This window comes from Dissulfurimicrobium sp. (assembly GCF_049968175.1).
Classification (GTDB): Bacteria; Desulfobacterota; Dissulfuribacteria; order Dissulfuribacterales; family Sh68; genus Dissulfurimicrobium; species Dissulfurimicrobium hydrothermale.
Genome location: NZ_JBMFRG010000014.1, coordinates 18,501 through 36,595 on the forward strand (window position 1 = coordinate 18,501; position 18,095 = coordinate 36,595).

The following is an 18,095-nucleotide window of genomic DNA, read 5'->3' on the forward strand; positions in this document are numbered from 1 at the left end:
GCCATGGTGATGGTGTCAAGGGACTGGGTCGTATCCTCCAGGGTGCCAAGGATGGCAGCGTATGAGCCTCTTGGCGAGCATGGCGGACCCTATGAGCGGTCCATGCCGTCTTATCGCCTCTTCTCCATAAATTGAACAGCTTGGAAAGAAGCGGCAGCTTCTCGGAAGGATCGAGGAAAACAATATGCGGTAAATGCGGATCGTAAATATGATCGCACATCCAATCGTCTTGCCTGTTATTGTCGCTATTTTAGATCTCATTTTTATCTTTATCGTCCGTCTTACGGTGTGTGCTACTGATGTCTTTGAATAGATCTTCAAACATCCTGCAATAGGTGTTGATCTCGATATTCAAAAATCCGACGTGCGGTATGAAAACTACATCGCATCCTACCGGAAAGATGTCTTTGTTCCTTCGGAAGAGTTCTCTAACTAATCTCTTGACCCTGTTCCTTTCAACGGCGTTGGCGTTACCATAGTTCTTACCTATGCTTATACCCATCCTTCGGTAAGACAGACCGTTTGGGGCATATACCACTGTCAGACAAGGAAGCCTTACTCGCCTCCGTGCCTTGAATATCGGTCCAAAGGCCCCTTTGCCGCATAACCGCTCAGACCTCAGCAGACCAGCCTGCTTGATTCGGATGTTTTTTTCACCAAGCAAAGGAGGATATACGCTATACACAGAGACGGTATCTGCCTTTTGCCCTGCGGCTTTTAAGCACAAGGCGTCCGCCTTTTGTGCTCATGCGTTTTCTGAATCCATGCGTCCTTTTTCTCTTTAGCACACTTGGTTGGAATGTCATTTTCATTGAGATAACCCCTTGAAAATTTAGAATTTTTTAGAAAAATTTAGAAAAATTTCGATCATATATTTATGATCACGATATGATTGTGTAAGGTTTAAATTGATAACCAGATAAACATGATATGTCAAGGAAAGCATTAAATTTTGTGCGACATACCCACATCGTGAATATGTGTAAAGGGTTGATTTGGCGGTTTAGAACCGCTTGACAAAGCAAAAAACAACATGTTAACACAGAGATCAAGTCTAAATTTACACAGGAGATCTTTCGATGAAAGAGGTAAGACTTCATGGTCGCGGCGGTCAGGGTGGCGTTACGTCCGCTGAGCTTGTTGCGATAGCGGCTATAGACGAGGGTAAATACGCGCAGGCCTTCCCGAGTTTCGGACCTGAGCGTAGGGGTGCCCCTGTTACGGCCTTCATAAGGGTCAGCGATAGCCAGATTAGGACCAGGGAAAAGGTCTACAATCCGGATATAGTGGTTGTGCTTGATTCGTCTCTCCCAAGTCTTGTCAAGGTCGAAGACGGTCTGCGCGAAGGTGGGATTGTGATCTTGAATACCCATCTTAAAGAGGCCGAGGTGAGAGAGAAATTCGGAATCAGGGGCAGGCTCGCGATGGTCGATGCCAACACAATAGCGAGAGAGGTTATAGGCATGCCCATTACAAATACCACTATGCTTGGCGCCCTTTTGAAGGCCACCGGAATAGTGGGCATGGATGCCTTGAGCGACGCCCTTGACAGGCGCTTCGGTAGATTGGCCGAGAAGAACAAGGCCGCTATGCGTAGGGCGTACGAAGAGACGGTGGTTGCTGGTTGATGCTGCTGTCAGGGCAATTTTCAACGATTTCCTCTTACCTTGCCTTAATTCCCTCCCAATTATGAGAAAGGATAGATGAACTTTCAGTGCGGGGATGACAAATGACAATGGTTGAGGGTTGGTTTTTTATGGCTTGAGATGGCCATGGCCGAGAGAATAAAGTATGAAGGAGTTTTGATATGGCAATATTAGACGCCATTGTTGGATGGAAGACATTACCGTTTGGGTGTCATGTGTTGGAACCGGGCAATTCAGCCAGGTTCAGGACCGGGGACTGGAGGTCTCAGCGTCCTTCAACAGATAGAGAAAAGTGCATAAAGTGTGGTATGTGCTGGATATTTTGTCCGGATATGGCATATCGTCAGACCCCTGAGGGTTATTTCGAGGCTGATATGGAATACTGCAAGGGCTGTGGTATCTGCGCCAATGAGTGCCCCAAGGATGCCATAACAATGTCGCCTGAGGAGGAGTAGATAAAATGGCTAAACGAGTAGGGATAGAGGTTTCGATAGCGGTAGCAGAGGCAGTCAGGCTGGCTGATGTGGATGTCGTGCCTGCGTATCCTATTACGCCCCAGACGCATATTGTGGAGCATCTGTCGGAATTTGTCGCAAACGGCGAGCTTGACGCTGAATTCATACCTGTGGAATCAGAACATACAGCTATGAGCTGTTGCTGCGGCTCCTCAGCAGCAGGGGCGAGGACATTTACGTCTTCGAGCTCTCAGGGTCTTTCGCTTATGAGCGAGATACTTTATCACCCTGGCCCCATGAGGCTTCCCATAGTCATGGTGGTGGCGAACAGGGCGCTGGCTGCACCGATCAGTATATGGAACGACCATCAGGACATAATGGTTCAGAGGGATATAGGCTGGATACAGACATTTGCGGAAAACGGGCAGGATGCCTTTGATCTTACGCTTCATGCCTTCAGGGTTGCAGAAGACCGTAGGGTTTCACTCCCCATGATCGTCAATATTGACGGTTTTACCCTGAGTCATGTCATAGAACCGATCGAGATATTGAGCAAAGAAGAGGTTGGCAGGTTCCTGCCGCCCTTTAAGCCGCGTTTCCGTTTGGACACCAAAAAGCCTATATCTATAGGGCCTGTGGGCGTGCCAGAGGTCTACACAGAGGCGAAGGTGGCGCACAACGAGGCGCTAAAGGCGTCGAAAAGGGTGATTGTCCAGGCATGGAAGGAGTTTGCCAACCTCTTTGGCCGTCAGTATAATCCTGTCGAGACATACCGCAGTGAAGATGCAGAGGTCATCCTGGTTACTATGGGCAGCATCTCTGAGACGGCCATGACCGCTGTCGACGCCATGCGGGATGCAGGCCAGAAGGTGGGTCTTGTCAGGATACGCCTCTGGAGACCGTTTCCTGGTCCTGAATTTAAAAAGGCGATTGGTAAGGCCGGGGTGCTTGCAGTAATAGACAGATGCCTGCCACCTGGTGCGGTATGTGGTCCCGTAGGCGCCGAACTCAGAAGTCTATTCTATAAGGTGCCAGGGGCACCGAAGATATTCAGCTTCGTGGCCGGTCTAGGCGGCCGCGATGTGACAGTTGACCGCTTTAAAGAGATCGTTGAGAAGGCCAGGACATATGCAAAGAGACGTCCTGTTGAAAATTATGAAGTTATAGGGGTGCGCGAACAATGATACCTGAATTTGAAAAATTTAAGGGTTTCTCGGCAAAAAATCTTCCAAAAGACGAGCCGTTGGCCTCGGGCCATAGGGCATGTCAAGGATGCGGAGAGGTCTTGGCCTTGAGGATGGTGATGAAGGCCCTTGGGCGCGAGGTTATCGTATGCAATGCCACCGGCTGCATGGAGATCATTACCACGCCGTTTCCCCAGACGGCCTGGAATGTGCCGTGGATACATGTCGCATTCGAAAATGCGGCGGCCGTGGCCTCCGGGGTCGAGGCTGGCAGGAAGGCCTTAATGCGCAAGGGCAGGATCCCAAAGAGGCATATTGACATATTGGTCGTAGGCGGAGATGGTGCGACTGGTGATATCGGACTTCAGTGTATATCCGGGGCCTTTGAGCGCGGACATGACCTCCTCTATGTCTGCCTGGACAACGAGGCATATATGAATACAGGCATCCAGCGTTCCGGCTGTACACCCTATGGGGCCATGACAACCACGAGCCCTCCAGGCAAGGAGAGTTTTGGACAGGTGACGTGGAAAAAGAATATCCCTGCCATCATGGCGGCCCACGGTATCCCTTATGTGGCCACGGCATCACCGGCCTATTATCTTGATCTCATGAACAAGGTCAAAAAGGCGGCGTTGGTGAAAGGGCCGGCATACGTCCATATCTATTCCCCATGTCCGACTGGATGGGGTTCCGCAGGGGACAAATCAGTGGAATATGCACGTCTTGCAGTTGAAACAAAGGTCTTTCCGCTCTATGAGGTTATAGAAGGTCGCTATATTATAAGTCGCAAGATCACGAAGCCCAAGCCGGTAAGCGATTATTTGAAAGGGCAGCGCCGTTTCCGTCACTTGACAGATGAGCAGATTTCTTATATTCAAAACAGAGTAGATACAGAGTATGAAAAGATAGTAAAATTGGCTGAAATGAGTTAATTTAGTTTTAATAAATAAATGCAATCACAACCTGTTCCAGCCGTAAGACCTGTTGGCAAAAAAAGGCCTCCTTCATCTCAAAAAGGAGGCCTTTTTTTAGGATGAATCGCCTCTCGTCAAGACACATACTGAGCATCTCCGACTTGGGCCAAAAAGATATAGAGCTTATACTTGATACGGCTGATTCATTAAGCCAGATATTGACAAGACCCATAAAAAAAGCGCCCCCCTTAAGGGGTCGCACCATTGTCAATCTGTTTTTTGAACCTTCTACCCGGACGAGGCTCTCTTTTGAGCTTGCAGCAAAACGTCTAAGCGCCGATACGGTCAGCGTTTCGGCTGCGGCGAGCAGTGTCGTGAAGGGCGAAACCCTGATAGATACGGCTAAAAACATAGAGGCCATGAGACCTGATGTCGTCGTGCTCAGACACCCTTGTTCGGGCGCTTCTCATTTGATGGCGAGATATATGGAGAGGGCGGCGGTAATAAACGCTGGAGACGGTATGAACGAACATCCAACCCAGGCCCTTCTCGATCTTTTTACCGTGAAAAGGCATCTTGGCAGGCTTTCAGGTCTTAAAGTAGCCATTATAGGCGATATCGCGCACAGCCGCGTAGCCCATTCGGATATCAGGGCCTTTGCCAAGATGGGAGCGGATGTATTTGTGTCAGGCCCTGCCACCATGTTTCCCTCTCAGGTCGAGGCATTGGGGGCGACCGTAGTTTTAAGGCCTGAGGATGCCATTAAAGAGGCTGATGTGGTTATGGCGCTTCGTATCCAAAAAGAGCGGCAGGGAAGATCTTTAATACCAGGCGTCAGGGAGTATGCATCAGTCTATGGCCTTACGTCAGAGAGGCTTAAACTTGCCAGGCCTGGAGCGATAGTCATGCACCCAGGCCCGGTAAACCGCGGTGTGGAGATAGCGCCCCAGGTGCAGGATGGGCCGTTTTCGGTCATCCTTGATCAGGTGACAAACGGCGTAGCGGTCAGGATGGCCATTTTGTCGCTTATACTCCCTGAAACGGTTTGAGGTTGCAATGAGGCCAATATTTTTGCAGAACCTCAGGATATTAGACCCTGAAACGAGGCTGGATGTCACTGGAGATATCCTTATCATGGATGGCCGTATAGCTGCGATCGGGGATGAAATTTCTCCGCCTGACGACGTTCGTATGGTGGACTGTAGTGGCATGTGGGCGGCCCCAGGGCTGATGGACATGCATGTCCATCTAAGAGAGCCTGGTGAGGAATATAAAGAGACCATCGAGACCGGGACGTTGGCCGCTGTGGCAGGTGGCTTTACGGCTGTCGCCTCTATGCCGAATACAAATCCGGTAAATGATACATCTGCTGTCACGAGGTTTGTTATCGAACGGGCTATAAGCGCCGGATATGCCTCTGTGTACCCTGTTGCATCTATAACAAAGGGGCTTAAGGGTAAAGAGCTTTCCGAATTTGCCGATCTTATGGGGGCTGGCGCCGTAGCCTTTTCGGACGACGGCTACCCAGTCTCGGACCCAGGTATGATGCGCCTAGCCCTCGAATATGCGAAGGGTTTGGGGGCGCTCATCATTTCTCATGCAGAGGAATTGGCACTTTCGAGCGGGGGGGTCTTGAATGAAGGTAGGATCTCGACCATCTTGGGACTTAAGGGCATACCGAGTGCGGCTGAAGATATAGCTGTTTTCAGGGACGTGTGTCTTGCCGAATTTACAGGCGCCAGGCTTCACATAGCCCATGTGAGCACAATTGGCGCAGTCCAGATCATAAGACAGGCAAAGGCGATGGGTGTGAAGGTTACCGCAGAGACTGCTCCGCACTATTTCAGTCTTACCGAAGAGGCTGTCTTGGGTTATGACGTCAATGCCAAGGTGAATCCGCCCTTGAGGACCGAGGAGGACAGGCTTGCGGTAATCGATGGATTAAGAGACGGTACGATAGATGTGATAGCGACTGATCACGCCCCACACAGCATCCTTGAAAAGGAAAAGGAGTTTGAGACGGCGGCGAACGGGATGATAGGTCTCGAGACCGCACTGCCGCTCGCGCTTGAGCTCGTAAGGGCCGGGGTCTTGACCCCTCTTGAATTGATAAGGCGTATGTCCCTTAATCCACGGAAGATACTCGGTATTCAGGGCGGCCGTATTAAACCTGGTGGGGCGGCCGATCTATGCGTCATAGACCCGGAGGCCATGTTTGTTGTAAACAGGGAAAACCTGAGGTCCCGCAGCTTGAATACCCCGTTTCTCGGCAAGACGCTCAAAGGCAGGGCGGTTCTGACCGTCTCATGCGGCAAGATCGTACATAATCTTTTGTGGTAATCTAAAGGTATTTTTTTAATCCCCTTTTTCTGATCTCTTCGACTAGGTTTTTGACCTCGCCAAGCCTCTCTCTTGGGCACACAAGGACTGCATCGCCGTCCGCTACGATCGCAAGCCCTTTGATCCCGAGAGCGGCGGTCAGTACGCCCTTACCTGAGACAATTAGACAATCTGAGCAGTCGAGGGTTACAGTAAGGCCGCTTGATGCGTTTGCAGCTGCATCCTTTTCAAGGATGGAGTAAAAGGTCTCCCAGATGCCTATGTCGTGCCAGTCGAGGTCGGCTGGAAAGACCGCAAGCGTGATTTCATTGCAGTCTGAGTGAAGGGCGCCGTGTCCGGCCTCGTTTTTTCCGGTACTGCATGGCGGCGCAAGCCTCTCTATGAGCAGCCTGTCTATACATTCGTCAGGCATCAGGTTGTAGCGGGGGCGTCTTGCGCGCCTTGTCCCATAATGTTGCCATATCTCGGGTGTTACGGCCTTTAAGGCATCAAAGAGTATCTCGGTCCTAAAGAAAAATATGCCGCTGTTCCAAAAAGTCCTGCCGTTCAGGATATATTCCCTTGCCGCGGCCTCGTTTGGTTTTTCATGAAAGGATCGCACCCTTTTGCACTCATTGCCCCTGATACGGTCCAGAGTCTCCCCGCTTTCTATATAGCCATAGGCAGTTTCGGGTCTCAGGGGTTTGATGCCCAGCAATGCTATGCCGCGGTTATTCTCAACCCATTCAAGGGCTGAAAGGACATAGCTTTTAAAACGACTATCGCTGTTGATCAGATGGTCGCTCGGAAATATACCTATCACCGGGTCTTTGAACAAGAGCTCTATCCTGGCGGTCGCCCATGAGATCGCGGCAGCCGTACCTTTTGGTGTCGGTTCGATCAATATATGCCCCTTATCCAGTCCGGGGAGCTGTCTGGAGACCTCTTTTTTATACCCTGGTTTTGTTATCACCCATATCCTGTCCCATGAGAAGATAGGGACAAGTCTTGCGGCGGTCTGTTGGAGCAGTGTCTCGGTACTCGATTCGATGCATTGGAGTTGTTTGGGTTTAGAGGTCCTGCTCCTGGGCCATAGTCTTGTACCGAGTCCGCCGGCGAGGATGATGGCATGATATCTGTTAGCGTCTTGTTGTGTCATGTAGTATCAGCGCGCCGAGTATGGAGATCGCGGCCACAGCGGCGGTTTCAGCCTTTAGTATTCTTGAGCCGAGGGATGCCTGCACAAAGCCGGCCTTTTTGCACATGTCAGTTTCTTTGTCTGAGAGTCCGCCTTCAGGCCCCGTGAGGATAACAACTTTAGTCGGTTTGTTCAATTCGTTCCAAACCTCTATCAGGCCTTTATCTTTATATTTCTCGTCTAGGAGGATGAGTGCCTTCGGATCGGATGCCCTGCAGACTTCAATGAGAGTGTCTTCAAGATGGGTTATTGCGTGTATCTTCGGTGGCATTAGGCTTTTGCACTGTTTCAGGGTCTGGATGGCTATCTCGTGCCACCTGGCGACCTTTTGTTCCCTCCGTCCGACACCCAGCCTGACTACTGTGTGGGCGGTAAGAACCGGCCTTATTGCAGTGACCCCAAGCTCAGTGGCCTTCTGGATCAACCAATCCATCTTGTCCGATTTTATTATAGATGCAATCAGCTCTATTGGCAGGCGGTCATCTTTGAATGTTGCATCCTCTAGCACCTCCAGCACAACCGATTCTGTGTCAATGGTCATGATTCTGGCCATCGCCTTGTATCCGGCGGCGTCAATGAGATTGACAAGGTCTCCTGGCCCCAGGCGCAGGACATCCTTCATATGATGAGCCTCCTTGCCCGTCAAGGCCACGCGTTCACCAATCAGGAGTGGCAATACGCCTTTTACAGCGAAATGCGGCGGTTTCATGTCCTGTTTGATAGGCCGATACATACCCACTCAGCCTCTTTCAAGTCTGTCATGACCATCTCGACCGCGAGGCCTTCTGCCTCAAACGTCTTTACAATTTCGTTTTTCTGTTCGGCAAGTATGCCTGAAAGGATTATGACGCCGCTGGTCTTAAGATGCAATTTAAAGAGGCTCGAGAGGGTCATAAGCGTTTTTTTGTCGAGGTTAGCAAGGATTACATCGAATTTATCATTAATATTCTCAAGTTTGGCGTTTGTTACAAGTACGTCTCCAAGCCCGTTTTTTTTCATGTTTTCCCGCGCCACCTCCACTGCTACGGGGTCTATGTCCACGCAAAGGACTTTTTTTGCCCCAAGAAGTCTTGCCCCTATGCCGAGTATGCCGGTGCCTGTGCCTACGTCGATGACATCGGGCAAGACATCCTGCACCCCTTGCCCCTTTTTATCCCAGCCTTTCTTTTCCCACAGGGTCTCCATGGCCTCTAACACCATTGCGGTGGTCTGGTGTGTGCCTGTGCCGAACGCCTGACCTGGGTCTATCTCAATCACGAGCTCACCCGGTCTTGCTTTATATGTTTCCCAGCTTGGCCTTATGACGAATCGTTTTCCGATATGAACGGGCTTGAAGCCGAGCTTCCAGCTCTGGCCCCAATCCTCGTCTTTTATCTCTTTCTGACTACAAACCCCCATGGGAAGCCCGGCGTTCATGGCGTTCAGTCTGGAGACAAACCTTGTTATTTCATCTGCGGCGTTGCTTTCGAGGTCTTCATCGCTCAGATAGGCTACAAGACGCACGATCTCTGCATCTTCGGTATCTTTTACAAAGATACCCCTTCCAAGTCTGGAGACGATATATTCCGAAAGGACGTCAGCCAGTTCCCTGTGTATGGTTATGGTAAATTCGGCCCAGTTTTGGTTTTTTATCTTCATGGGTGATATATTATAAGCTTAAAGGGGTTTTTAAAAGCAATTAAATCTTTAAAAATTTGAAATCTGATAATATATAAAAAAATGGCGCGGTGCTGAATGGCTCATCCATATTTTGATCTCGATTATATAACCTCTCTTCTGAAAAAGGCCGGTCTTCTAGACGAAAAGGGCGCGATGAGGCTCTTGAAACGCCATCTTCCACAGCATAGAGCGTCGGTGGATGTTGTCCAGTGGGTGGATTCCCTCAAGATTGAAAAGATGCCGGCCCATGGTCAGCATGGTCAGCAAGCTGTAATAGAAGAGGCTGACATATTGGCCCTTGTTGCAGCGGATCGCGGTTGGCCCTTCATGCGGCTTGATCCGCTCAAGCTGGACCTCGATGTCGTTACCAAGACCTTTCCTGCCTCTTTTGCAAAGAGACGTCTGGTGCTTCCTGTTTGTTGGGAAGATGGTGATCTTTTAATTGCATGTTATGACCCTGTGGACCAGGAGCTGAGAGAAGATCTTGAAAAGGCCCATCAGGCAAAGATGCGTCTTCATGTGGCGCCAAGGCGCGATATAGAACGGATTATAAGCGAATTTTTTGATTTCAAGCAGTCTATTCGGGCGGCTGAGCACAGCCTCAAGGCCCCCTTGGTTGATATATCGAATCTCGAGCAGTATGTGAGACTTTCTTCGCCAGAGGCCGCCGCCTCTGACAAATATATACAAAAGGCGGTGGACCACCTGTTCCAGTACGCCCTCGACCAGAGGGCTAGTGACATACACATAGAGCCGAAGAGGGGAGATTCATGCGTCAGGTTCCGTATAGATGGTGTGCTACATCCAGTCTATCATCTGCCAAAGGTGGTCCACGAGGCCCTGTGCACAAGGATTAAAGCCCTTTCAAGGCTTGACATAGCTGAAAAACGGCGTCCTCAGGACGGACGTATGAAGATCGCATGGAGAGGTAGTGATGCCGAGGTCAGGGTCTCGACCGTACCAGTCGCCTTTGGAGAAAAGGTTGTCTTGAGGCTTCAGAGCGCGGAGATACTCTTCAGCGAGCTTGGCGAACTCGGACTTTCAGATAGGGACCTTGACGAATACAAAGGCTGGCTCGGTCATACCCATGGAATGATCCTTATCACAGGTCCGACAGGCAGCGGTAAGTCAACTACACTATATTCGACCTTGAGGTATTTAAGCTCTCCTGGGGTAAATATTGTGACGATTGAAGATCCTATCGAGATGGTCTATGAGGATTTCAACCAGATAGCCGTTCAGCCGCAGATAGATGTGACCTTTTCATCCATCCTCCGAAACATCCTTAGGCAGGATCCGGATATAGTGATGATAGGCGAGATAAGAGACGCCGACACTGCAAGATACGCCGTCCAGGCCGCGTTGACCGGACACCTGGTCTTTTCGACGCTTCATACTAATGACGCAGTCGGGGCAGTGACAAGACTGATGGATCTGGGCATAGAGCCGTACCTCATCTCGTCAACTCTCATCGGCGTGGTTGCCCAGCGCCTTGTGCGTATGATCTGTATGAACTGTAAAGAGACATATGACGTGCAGGCCGTACAGCTTCATGGCCTATGGTCCGGGCTCAAATGCGACGGCTACCGGATAGCAAGGGGCAGGGGTTGTTCCAGGTGTCGAAATACAGGTTATTGGGGTCGGATAGGTATCTATGAGGTGTTTACCGCCTCAAAGACCATAAAGATGATGATACATGCGGCCAAGGGCGATGCCGAACTTAAGACGCAGGCCCTTAAAGAAGGTATGATGCCGCTTAAATATGACGGCCTTCAGAAGGTGCTCAGGCACATCACTTCTCTTGATGAGGTGATGCGCGTTGCTGCTATTCAAAAAACACCTTGAGCATCGCATTTCTCAAAGGGTGTTTGAGTTTCCTGATGGCCTTTGCCTCGATCTGTCTTATACGTTCCCTCGTCACCATAAAGCTCTTTCCTACCTCCTCAAGCGTGTGATCGCTCTGTTCTCCTATTCCAAATCTCATTCTCAAGACCTTTTCCTCCTTAGGCGTTAGGGTGGAGAGGGTCAGACGCATCTGTTCCGCAAGGCTCTGGTCTAATGCAAGACGATCAGGACTTTGGACGTTAAGGTCTTCGATGAAGTCCGCCAAATGACTCTCGTCGCCCGCCCCAACCGGTGTCTCAAGTGAAATAGGGTCTCTGGTCATTTTAAATATCATCTCTACCTTCGCCTCTGAAAGACCGGTATGCCTGGCTACGTCTTCAATGGTCGGTTCCCCACCCTTTTCCTGGAAGAGATCGTTTATCTTGCGTATGACCCTGTTCATAGTTTCAACCATGTGGACCGGCACTCTGATAGTCCGCGATTGTTCGGCTATAGCCCTTGTGATGGCCTGTCTTATCCACCAGATGGCATAGGTGCTGAATTTGTAACCCCTTTTGTATTCAAACTTTTCAACCGCCTTTATTAGGCCGATGTTGCCTTCCTGAATGAGGTCGGCAAGCTGGAGTCCATGGTGTGAGTATTTTTTTGCTATGCTTACAACCAATCTAAGGTTGGCTTGTATGAGCTTGTCTTTTGCCGTGGAGGCCTCTGTACAGCCCTTTTGATGCAGAAACGAAATCCGGTCGAATTCGGCCCTAGTAAGTCCGCTTTCTTCAAAGAGCGTCTTGTCCGTGATGCAGTTTAGCCTGTCCCGTTCTTCTTTGAATATCCTGGAGGTTACATTCAGCAAGGCCTTTTCAACCCTGACGCCTTCGAATAGGCCTGCTATTGCCTCGCTATTTTTAAATAGCTTGAGCCTGATCGCCTTTACTTCTTCATCGTCTTCGGCCGTTTCGCGGTTGCGCAGGAGGCCGACTAGATCTCGGTTTTCTTCAAGTATAGGCTTGATTTTCCTGGCGATTTCCCAGATATGTTTTTTATTGAGGGTATTGCCAGTTATCTTTTCGTCTGCATCGCACTGATTTTGGTCTTGCTGTATATCTGTTGGTCTGCAAGATTTTGTCTTGGATGAGGCCGATATTTCTTTTAAGACGGCTTCCGCTATAGGTAGGATACTGAAGGCCGTCTTCATCATGAGCGCTTCGCCTTCTTCTATGGCCCTGGAGACTGCTATTTCCTCTTCGCGATCAAAGGGCTTGCTGTCCTTTATTTCCTTCAGATATATTTTCAATGGGTCGACATCCGGCGCCTTGGGCGCCTGGACCGCGGGTATATCCGTTATTGATATGCATTCTTCTCCTGGTGCGACAACCGATTCAGGATCTTCAAAGATTTCGATCGGTGCGCTGTCGAATTCATTCTGCGCCTCCTTTGATATGACCATACAGCCGGCTACATTGTCTCTTTTCATTTATTGCCCTCCCAAGTGCAGGTTAAGCAGTCCAATTGTCGAAGCATTTTGAAGAATCATCTGAGCCGTTGCATCTTTTCCAGCAGTTTTTGTCTCTCCTCCTCGTTATCGGAATTTTCTATCTCATTGATTATTAACTGTCTTAAGGCCTTGATCTTGCGGTTTTCACAATATTTTTTGAGTTTTTTTGCCATTTCTTCAGCGTCTTGGCATGGCGGTGAGCATTTCGAGACTTCAACGGCGACCACCTTGAGCTCTGGAACCGGTTCAAGCATTTCCATCAATCCATGAAAGTCGAGGCCGCCGGTAGCGTTGTTTTGCTGGAGCATGGAGAGCCATAGGTCTTTAAGGCGCTGTTCTTTTATCCACAACTCCATACCGGAATCAATGAAATGATCGATGTATTGAGGGTGTTCGATGAGGAAGCCAATCAGTTTGGCATCTGCCTTATTCAGATTCCGGCCGTCTGGGCGCTGATGTGGCACGAGATCCCTGCCGATCAACAGGTTATGGTGTGCCCGATCTTTATTCGCGTATGCCTGGTCTTCAGAGGCCAGGCGTTTCCAGAGCGCCTCTTCCCTTACCGCCATCTTTTGCGCGATATAGCCGGCGAGCAGGGATTTTTTTACAGGGTCTTCAATAGGTTTCAGTATGGAGATGAGATCATCGATCAGCCTGGCCTTGCCCTCCGGATCCGTACCGTAGCTCCTGATCCCATGCGCCATTACGAAATCAATCCCGGCAGGTGAACTTTGCGCGGCCTTGATCCATCCATTTTTGCCTTCCCTGCGGACAAATGTGTCTGGATCATCCTCGGCTGGCATGGACAATACCTTTGGTCTTATGTCGGCCCCATAAAAGAGCGGCATGGCCCTGAGCGATGCCTTCAGGCCGGCCTCATCCCCGTCGAATGCAAGGGTCCAGTCCTTTACAAGGCCTTTCATCTGTTTTATATGGTCATAGGTCAGAGCGGTTCCGAGTGTTGCTACGGCATTGTCTATCCCGGCCTGGACTAGCGCCAGGAGATCCATGTATCCCTCGACCACGTAACCGTAGCCCGATCGTCTTATGCTGTCTTTGTTCTGATAGAGGCCATATAGAACCCGCCCTTTTTTGTAAATCAGGCTCTCTGGTGAGTTCAGATATTTTGGAGCCCCGTCTTTTTCAAGCGTACGTCCGCCGAGGGCCACTATCTCTCCACTCCTGTCATGTATGGGGAATATCAGCCTGTTTCTAAAGCGGTCATAGTGACCGCCGCCTTCTCTTTGAACGACAAGTCCCGCCTTTTCCGCGACTTCCGGGGATATTCCATTAGATTTCAAGTGATTGAGAAGGAGGTTCCAGCCAGGTCCTGCATAACCAAGTCCGAAGCGCGCTGCGATATCGCTGCTTATGCCACGTTTCTTAAGGTATTCAAGGGCGTGGAGTGCGTCTTTGGATCTTACCAAGTTGTCTTGATAGAATCTCGCCGCCACCCTGTTCGCCATGATGAGCTCTTCCGACTCCCGTCTCAGCTTCATCTCCGAAAGCGACGGCGCAGATTCAGGCAAGGCTATTCCATAGCGGTCGGCAAGCCTCCTTACAGCCCCGACGAAGCTAAGGCCTTGCATCTTCATTAGAAAACCGATTGCGTCCCCACCTTGTCCGCAGCCGAAGCAATAAAATATCCCCCTTTCCTCATTGACGGAAAAAGAGGGGTCTCTGTCAGCATGAAAAGGGCAGAGGCCCATCCAGTTCCTGCCCGTCTTTTTTAAGGGGACAAATTCCTCGACCACCTGCCTTATATTGGCTGTATCGAGTATGTTTCTTATGATGTCTTGTGGGATGTGCAATTTATCGCTTACCTTAGAGTTAGGCCTTTGGCCGCACTCTGATCAATCGCCCTTTTCCAGCCTGGTCATGGCCGTAAGCAGGGATTCAGGTATGCGGCAGAGTCTTCCCTCTCTATCGACCGCCGCATGGACCGTATAGCCCCTAACAAGCAGCCGACCGCCTTCAGTCCTCCTGATTTCATAGTGGAATCTTATAGTAAACCCTGTAAAGTTGAAAAGAGAGGTATATATCTCTACAAGGTCGTCATATACCGCCGACGTCTTATAGCGACAAAAGACCTCGCTTACAGGAAAGATGACACCTTCTTTTTGAAGTTTCTGATATGGTACGCCAAGCATTGATCTCATGAATTCAGTGCGCCCCATCTCGAGGAGGCGCATATAATTGCCATAATATACCACCCCGCCTGCATCTGTGTCCGCATATATAATTCTGTGCTGCAGTTTGAGTACAGGCTGACACATCTCTATTGGTTCGTATCTGTATGCGCTCACGGGTCCTCCTGTCCTATGTCATTGGTTCAATACCTATGAACCTCTCAAGGAGCGTGTGCCCTTTTTTTATAAAGATGGGAGACATCGCAGCTGTCTTTTCATTGAAGGCCGCACTTGAATTGTCTTTTGGATCAAGGCTGTCGAAGATTGCAAACGGCACAGGTTCAGCAGTATGCGTCTTCAATTTTATTGGCGTATAGTGGTCGGTCACCACCATAACCCTGTATGAATGACCGAATTCTTTGAGTTCGTCCATTACAGGTCCTACTATTTCCTTGTCGAAGCGCTCTATGGCGCGTATCTTTTCGCGCACATCTCCCATGTGGCCCGCCTCGTCCGGGGCCTCAAGGTGCAGGAAGACCAGGTCTTTTTCCTTCAGGGCATTGAGCGCGGCAGCAGCCTTTCCCGCATAGTTGGTATCAATGTAGCCGGTTGCGCCAGGGACGTTTATGATCTCCATGCCCGCCCATATGCCTGCTCCCTTGATGAGGTCCACCGCGGCTACAACGGCGCCGTTTATGCCAAATCGTTCGTAGATGGTCGGAGTGGTTGGTCTCCTGCCTTGACCCCATGGCCAGAGGGAATTAGCTGGAAGCTTTCCCTCGGCCCTGCGCCTTTCATTTACAGGATGGCGGTGCAGAAAGGCGATGGCCTTGGTAAGTACGTTGTAGAGCAGGGGTTCTTCTTCATATACATGCCAAGACTCGGTGACATCCTTGCCGGTATAGTCATGCGGCGGTACCGTGGCTATGCCCTCAGGCCCGCCTCTCCACATAAGCAGATTGCGGTAACTTACACCTGGATAGAGTGCAAAGGATCTTGTTGGTATTATCGCCGCCAAATCATGTATGATGGCATGTGACTCCTCTGTGGTGATGTGACCCGCACTGTAGTCCTTCATGTATACCCGACCCTCTCTGAATGACAGCGTTACCAGATTGCATCTGAAGGCTACATCTTCGGGGTTCATCTTTATGCCCATCGCGGTCGCCTCCATAGGTCCGCGTCCGGTGTAGTACTCAGCTGGATTGTAACCCATGAGCGACAAGTTCGCCACGTCGCTGCCGGGAGGGAAGTTTATGGGTATGGTCTGCACCCTCCCTAGTTCGCCGAGTCTTGCGAGTCTATCCATGGCTGGTGTGCGTGCTACCTCAAGAGGGGTCTTGCCGCCCAGTTCTTCCAGCGGATAGTCGCCCATTCCATCCCCAACTAGGATGACGTATTTTTCGGCTGGCCGCATCCTGGCTGTAGTGTATTCCTTGCCAGCATCGTCGCCGTTCGTGACATCTCTTCTCTGGCCTTCATATCCTATTAAATGACTTTCATTTGTTTCGTTCACAGCAGCTGGCTCCTTGTTGTCAAATGGCAATAAGGTCTTCGATCCTGATGAGTACCGTCTTCCCCAGGACTATATCAAGATTGTCTATGATCTTTAACGCCTCCAGCACCTTTGCGTCAATGGCCTCATGGGTCAGCATGACTATAGGGACCGACGAATCGCGCCTTCGGCCCTTTTGCACCACCGATTCTATGCTGATCCCAAATTCTCCCAAAACGCCCGCTATCTTTGCAAGTACTCCTGGTTTGTCGACAGCTGAGAAGCGGAAGTAATATCTGCCTTGAGTTGCAGCAATAGGACGCCTTTTCAGAGGCTGGAGTGTGCGGAGCCGGCTTTCCGTAAGCCCGTTATTTTTTGCGCCGCTTGCGATGGATTTGGCAATATCAACTATATCCGATATGACTGCGCTACCTGTCGGCATCTTGCCTGCCCCAAGGCCATATAGCATTATTTTCCCAATTGCATCGCCTATAAGATAAAAGGCATTATACGCCCCGCTTACCTGTGCGAGCAGGTGGTCCCGTGGGACCATGGTGGGGTGGACCTTGAGTTCGAGGCCTTCGCTGCTGTCCCTTGCTATGGCCAGGAGTTTTATGTTGTAGCCGAAGGCCTTTGCGAATTCTATATCGAGGGGTGAGATACCGGTGATGCCCTCGATATAGATGTCATCCACGCCGACACTGGTCCCAAAGGCCAGGGTGGCGAGGATCGCGAGCTTGTGCGCCGTATCTACACCCTCTATGTCATAGGCCGGATCGGCCTCGGCATAGCCAATGGTCTGGGCCTCTTTCAAGACTTCTTCGAATGCCAGGCCCTCGTCCGTCATGCGGCTCAGGATGTAGTTGGCAGTGCCGTTCATGATGCCCATCACGGCCTGAAACCTGTTCGCAACCAGACCTTCCTTCAGGGTCTTTATAACAGGAATGCCGCCACCCACACTTGCCTCGAAGCCGACGCTTACCTTGTGTCTATTTGCGGCCTCGAATATCTCGCGGCCGTGTGTGGCAAGCAGGGCCTTGTTGGCCGTGACCACGTGCTTGCCCCGGTCTATGGCGGAGAGGATAAGTGTCCTGGCAGGTTCAATCCCGCCAATCAGCTCCACGAATATGTCCAGTTCAGGGTCATTAATCAGGTCAGCCGCATCTGCCGTCAGCGCGCAGCCAGGGGCGTCAAGGTCCTTTAAGTCCTTGATATTCCGGTCACAGATGCGTTTAAGCCTGATCTTTACCCCAGATCTCTCTTCTAAAAGGCGGCTGTTGTTTAGAAGTATTAAGGCCGCGCCGCTTCCGACCGTTCCAAAGCCTAAGATGCCGACATTTATGGTCTGTTTCATGGAATATCCTTGATGGCGTCGTAAAAAGTCTCCATCTGCTGTGTTGCGCTGCATCCTTCGCCCATGCGGCGCACCTAAAAGTACGCCTCATTCCATTCCTCAGGGATTGCGGCGCCTTGCATTCGGAACTTGGGCGAACGCAATGGGATTGCCAGGGGCCGCCTTTAGGGATTTGTTTGAAAATATAAATGCCCTTAGTGATTTATGCAACGCCGCCATGGGGGTTAAGGATATCCGAAGACAGGTTTGCCGCGTATATTTCTTCGAATTTGGGGGCTGCTTTTTTAAATGCCGCCAGAATCCGGGGGTCAAAGTGCCCCGGCATGGTACGGCCATCCCCCCGGGTGATGATCTTCACGACCTGTTCGTGGTCAAATGCGGGCTTGTACGGCCGCCTGCTCC

The 18,095-nt window shown here is 50.5% G+C and carries 18 protein-coding genes and 1 pseudogene; 7 read left to right on the forward strand and 12 right to left on the reverse strand.

Going from position 1 to position 18,095, the window contains the following annotated elements; translation table 11 throughout:
• Positions 1 to 15: 15 nt before the first annotated feature.
• Genes yidD through rpmH form a run of 3 tightly spaced genes read right to left on the reverse strand, consistent with a single transcriptional unit; the run spans position 16 to position 812 of the window.
• Positions 16 to 261: a membrane protein insertion efficiency factor YidD gene (gene yidD / locus ACP5SG_RS02945; RefSeq protein ID WP_424661663.1), complete on the reverse strand. Its 246-nt coding sequence runs from the start codon at positions 259 to 261 to the stop codon at positions 16 to 18.
• Positions 251 to 685 (reverse strand): ribonuclease P protein component, encoded by a 435-nt coding sequence (rnpA, locus tag ACP5SG_RS02950; RefSeq protein ID WP_428121834.1) that lies wholly within the window; start codon positions 683 to 685, stop codon positions 251 to 253. The genes yidD and rnpA overlap by 11 nt, the downstream gene beginning before the upstream one ends.
• On the reverse strand, positions 678 to 812 hold the full coding sequence (gene rpmH / locus ACP5SG_RS02955) for a 50S ribosomal protein L34 (protein ID WP_237889648.1): 135 nt from the start codon (positions 810 to 812) through the stop codon (positions 678 to 680). Before rpmH ends, rnpA begins: the two co-directional genes overlap by 8 nt.
• A gap of 267 nt (positions 813 to 1,079) precedes the next feature.
• Between rpmH and ACP5SG_RS02960 the strand changes: the two genes are divergently transcribed.
• From ACP5SG_RS02960 to ACP5SG_RS02985, 6 genes are all read left to right on the forward strand, one after another.
• Positions 1,080 to 1,628: a 2-oxoacid:acceptor oxidoreductase family protein gene (locus ACP5SG_RS02960; protein WP_237889657.1), complete on the forward strand. Its 549-nt coding sequence runs from the start codon at positions 1,080 to 1,082 to the stop codon at positions 1,626 to 1,628.
• A gap of 179 nt (positions 1,629 to 1,807) precedes the next feature.
• On the forward strand, positions 1,808 to 2,101 hold the full coding sequence (locus tag ACP5SG_RS02965; protein WP_237889659.1) for a 4Fe-4S binding protein: 294 nt from the start codon (positions 1,808 to 1,810) through the stop codon (positions 2,099 to 2,101).
• A gap of 5 nt (positions 2,102 to 2,106) precedes the next feature.
• A complete protein-coding gene (locus tag ACP5SG_RS02970) occupies positions 2,107 to 3,285 on the forward strand; it encodes a transketolase C-terminal domain-containing protein (protein WP_424661661.1) in 1,179 nt (392 codons plus the stop codon).
• Complete coding sequence (porB, locus tag ACP5SG_RS02975) at positions 3,282 to 4,220, forward strand: pyruvate synthase subunit PorB (protein ID WP_428121841.1); 939 nt, start codon at positions 3,282 to 3,284, stop codon at positions 4,218 to 4,220. The genes ACP5SG_RS02970 and porB overlap by 4 nt, the downstream gene beginning before the upstream one ends.
• 101 nt (positions 4,221 to 4,321) lie before the next feature.
• Positions 4,322 to 5,251: an aspartate carbamoyltransferase catalytic subunit gene (locus ACP5SG_RS02980; protein WP_237889669.1), complete on the forward strand. Its 930-nt coding sequence runs from the start codon at positions 4,322 to 4,324 to the stop codon at positions 5,249 to 5,251.
• Between the two features lie 7 nt (positions 5,252 to 5,258).
• The gene (locus tag ACP5SG_RS02985; protein WP_237889670.1) at positions 5,259 to 6,542 is read left to right on the forward strand and encodes a dihydroorotase; all 1,284 of its coding nucleotides are present in this window, start codon (positions 5,259 to 5,261) and stop codon (positions 6,540 to 6,542) included.
• A 1-nt stretch (position 6,543) separates the two neighbouring features.
• Here ACP5SG_RS02985 and ACP5SG_RS02990 read toward each other — a convergent pair whose 3' ends face one another.
• From ACP5SG_RS02990 to prmA, 3 genes are read right to left on the reverse strand one after another with little or no spacing between them, the layout of a single operon-like run.
• Complete coding sequence (locus ACP5SG_RS02990) at positions 6,544 to 7,680, reverse strand: mannose-1-phosphate guanylyltransferase (RefSeq protein ID WP_237889671.1); 1,137 nt, start codon at positions 7,678 to 7,680, stop codon at positions 6,544 to 6,546.
• The gene (locus tag ACP5SG_RS02995) at positions 7,661 to 8,452 is read right to left on the reverse strand and encodes a 16S rRNA (uracil(1498)-N(3))-methyltransferase (protein ID WP_424661658.1); all 792 of its coding nucleotides are present in this window, start codon (positions 8,450 to 8,452) and stop codon (positions 7,661 to 7,663) included. The genes ACP5SG_RS02990 and ACP5SG_RS02995 overlap by 20 nt, the downstream gene beginning before the upstream one ends.
• Entirely contained in the window at positions 8,425 to 9,357 is a 933-nt protein-coding gene (prmA, locus tag ACP5SG_RS03000; RefSeq protein WP_424661657.1) for a 50S ribosomal protein L11 methyltransferase, read from the reverse strand. The genes ACP5SG_RS02995 and prmA overlap by 28 nt, the downstream gene beginning before the upstream one ends.
• Before the next feature lie 96 nt (positions 9,358 to 9,453).
• Between prmA and ACP5SG_RS03005 the strand changes: the two genes are divergently transcribed.
• Positions 9,454 to 11,223, forward strand: a complete 1,770-nt coding sequence (locus ACP5SG_RS03005; protein ID WP_237889674.1) for a GspE/PulE family protein — start codon at positions 9,454 to 9,456, stop codon at positions 11,221 to 11,223.
• Here the strand turns inward: ACP5SG_RS03005 and ACP5SG_RS03010 are convergent.
• The 6 genes and pseudogenes from ACP5SG_RS03010 to ACP5SG_RS03035 all read right to left on the reverse strand — a co-directional run.
• Positions 11,204 to 12,694 (reverse strand): RNA polymerase sigma factor RpoD/SigA, encoded by a 1,491-nt coding sequence (locus tag ACP5SG_RS03010; protein ID WP_428121851.1) that lies wholly within the window; start codon positions 12,692 to 12,694, stop codon positions 11,204 to 11,206. The genes ACP5SG_RS03005 and ACP5SG_RS03010 overlap by 20 nt on opposite strands.
• Before the next feature lie 56 nt (positions 12,695 to 12,750).
• Positions 12,751 to 14,526, reverse strand: a complete 1,776-nt coding sequence (gene dnaG, locus ACP5SG_RS03015; protein ID WP_237889676.1) for a DNA primase — start codon at positions 14,524 to 14,526, stop codon at positions 12,751 to 12,753.
• Between the two features lie 42 nt (positions 14,527 to 14,568).
• Positions 14,569 to 15,021 carry an acyl-CoA thioesterase gene (locus ACP5SG_RS03020; RefSeq protein ID WP_237889677.1) on the reverse strand — a complete coding sequence of 151 codons (453 nt, stop codon included), beginning with the start codon at positions 15,019 to 15,021 and terminating at the stop codon, positions 14,569 to 14,571.
• Between the two features lie 13 nt (positions 15,022 to 15,034).
• Entirely contained in the window at positions 15,035 to 16,360 is a 1,326-nt protein-coding gene (locus ACP5SG_RS03025) for a cofactor-independent phosphoglycerate mutase (RefSeq protein ID WP_428121857.1), read from the reverse strand.
• Positions 16,361 to 16,379: 19 nt separating this feature from the next.
• Positions 16,380 to 17,693, reverse strand: a complete 1,314-nt coding sequence (locus ACP5SG_RS03030) for a homoserine dehydrogenase (RefSeq protein WP_237889679.1) — start codon at positions 17,691 to 17,693, stop codon at positions 16,380 to 16,382.
• A 202-nt stretch (positions 17,694 to 17,895) separates the two neighbouring features.
• Positions 17,896 to 18,095, reverse strand: a pseudogene (locus ACP5SG_RS03035) (two-component system response regulator); the annotation flags it as partial.

Bases quoted from the DNA above. Each gene is read 5' to 3' on its own strand.
- porB (WP_428121841.1), top strand. From the start codon at position 3,282: ATGATACCTGAATTTGAAAAATTTAAGGGTTTCTCGGCAAAAAATCTT.
- prmA (WP_424661657.1), bottom strand. From the start codon at position 9,357: ATGAAGATAAAAAACCAAAACTGGGCCGAATTTACCATAACCATACAC.
- ACP5SG_RS02990 (WP_237889671.1), bottom strand. From the start codon at position 7,680: ATGACACAACAAGACGCTAACAGATATCATGCCATCATCCTCGCCGGC.
- yidD (WP_424661663.1), bottom strand. From the start codon at position 261: ATGAGATCTAAAATAGCGACAATAACAGGCAAGACGATTGGATGTGCG.
- ACP5SG_RS02970 (WP_424661661.1), top strand. From the start codon at position 2,107: ATGGCTAAACGAGTAGGGATAGAGGTTTCGATAGCGGTAGCAGAGGCA.
- ACP5SG_RS02965 (WP_237889659.1), top strand. From the start codon at position 1,808: ATGGCAATATTAGACGCCATTGTTGGATGGAAGACATTACCGTTTGGG.
- ACP5SG_RS03010 (WP_428121851.1), bottom strand. From the start codon at position 12,694: ATGAAAAGAGACAATGTAGCCGGCTGTATGGTCATATCAAAGGAGGCG.
- ACP5SG_RS02995 (WP_424661658.1), bottom strand. From the start codon at position 8,452: ATGTATCGGCCTATCAAACAGGACATGAAACCGCCGCATTTCGCTGTA.
- ACP5SG_RS03005 (WP_237889674.1), top strand. From the start codon at position 9,454: ATGGCTCATCCATATTTTGATCTCGATTATATAACCTCTCTTCTGAAA.
- rpmH (WP_237889648.1), bottom strand. From the start codon at position 812: ATGAAAATGACATTCCAACCAAGTGTGCTAAAGAGAAAAAGGACGCAT.
- ACP5SG_RS02980 (WP_237889669.1), top strand. From the start codon at position 4,322: ATGAATCGCCTCTCGTCAAGACACATACTGAGCATCTCCGACTTGGGC.
- ACP5SG_RS02960 (WP_237889657.1), top strand. From the start codon at position 1,080: ATGAAAGAGGTAAGACTTCATGGTCGCGGCGGTCAGGGTGGCGTTACG.
- ACP5SG_RS02985 (WP_237889670.1), top strand. From the start codon at position 5,259: ATGAGGCCAATATTTTTGCAGAACCTCAGGATATTAGACCCTGAAACG.
- ACP5SG_RS03030 (WP_237889679.1), bottom strand. From the start codon at position 17,693: ATGAAACAGACCATAAATGTCGGCATCTTAGGCTTTGGAACGGTCGGA.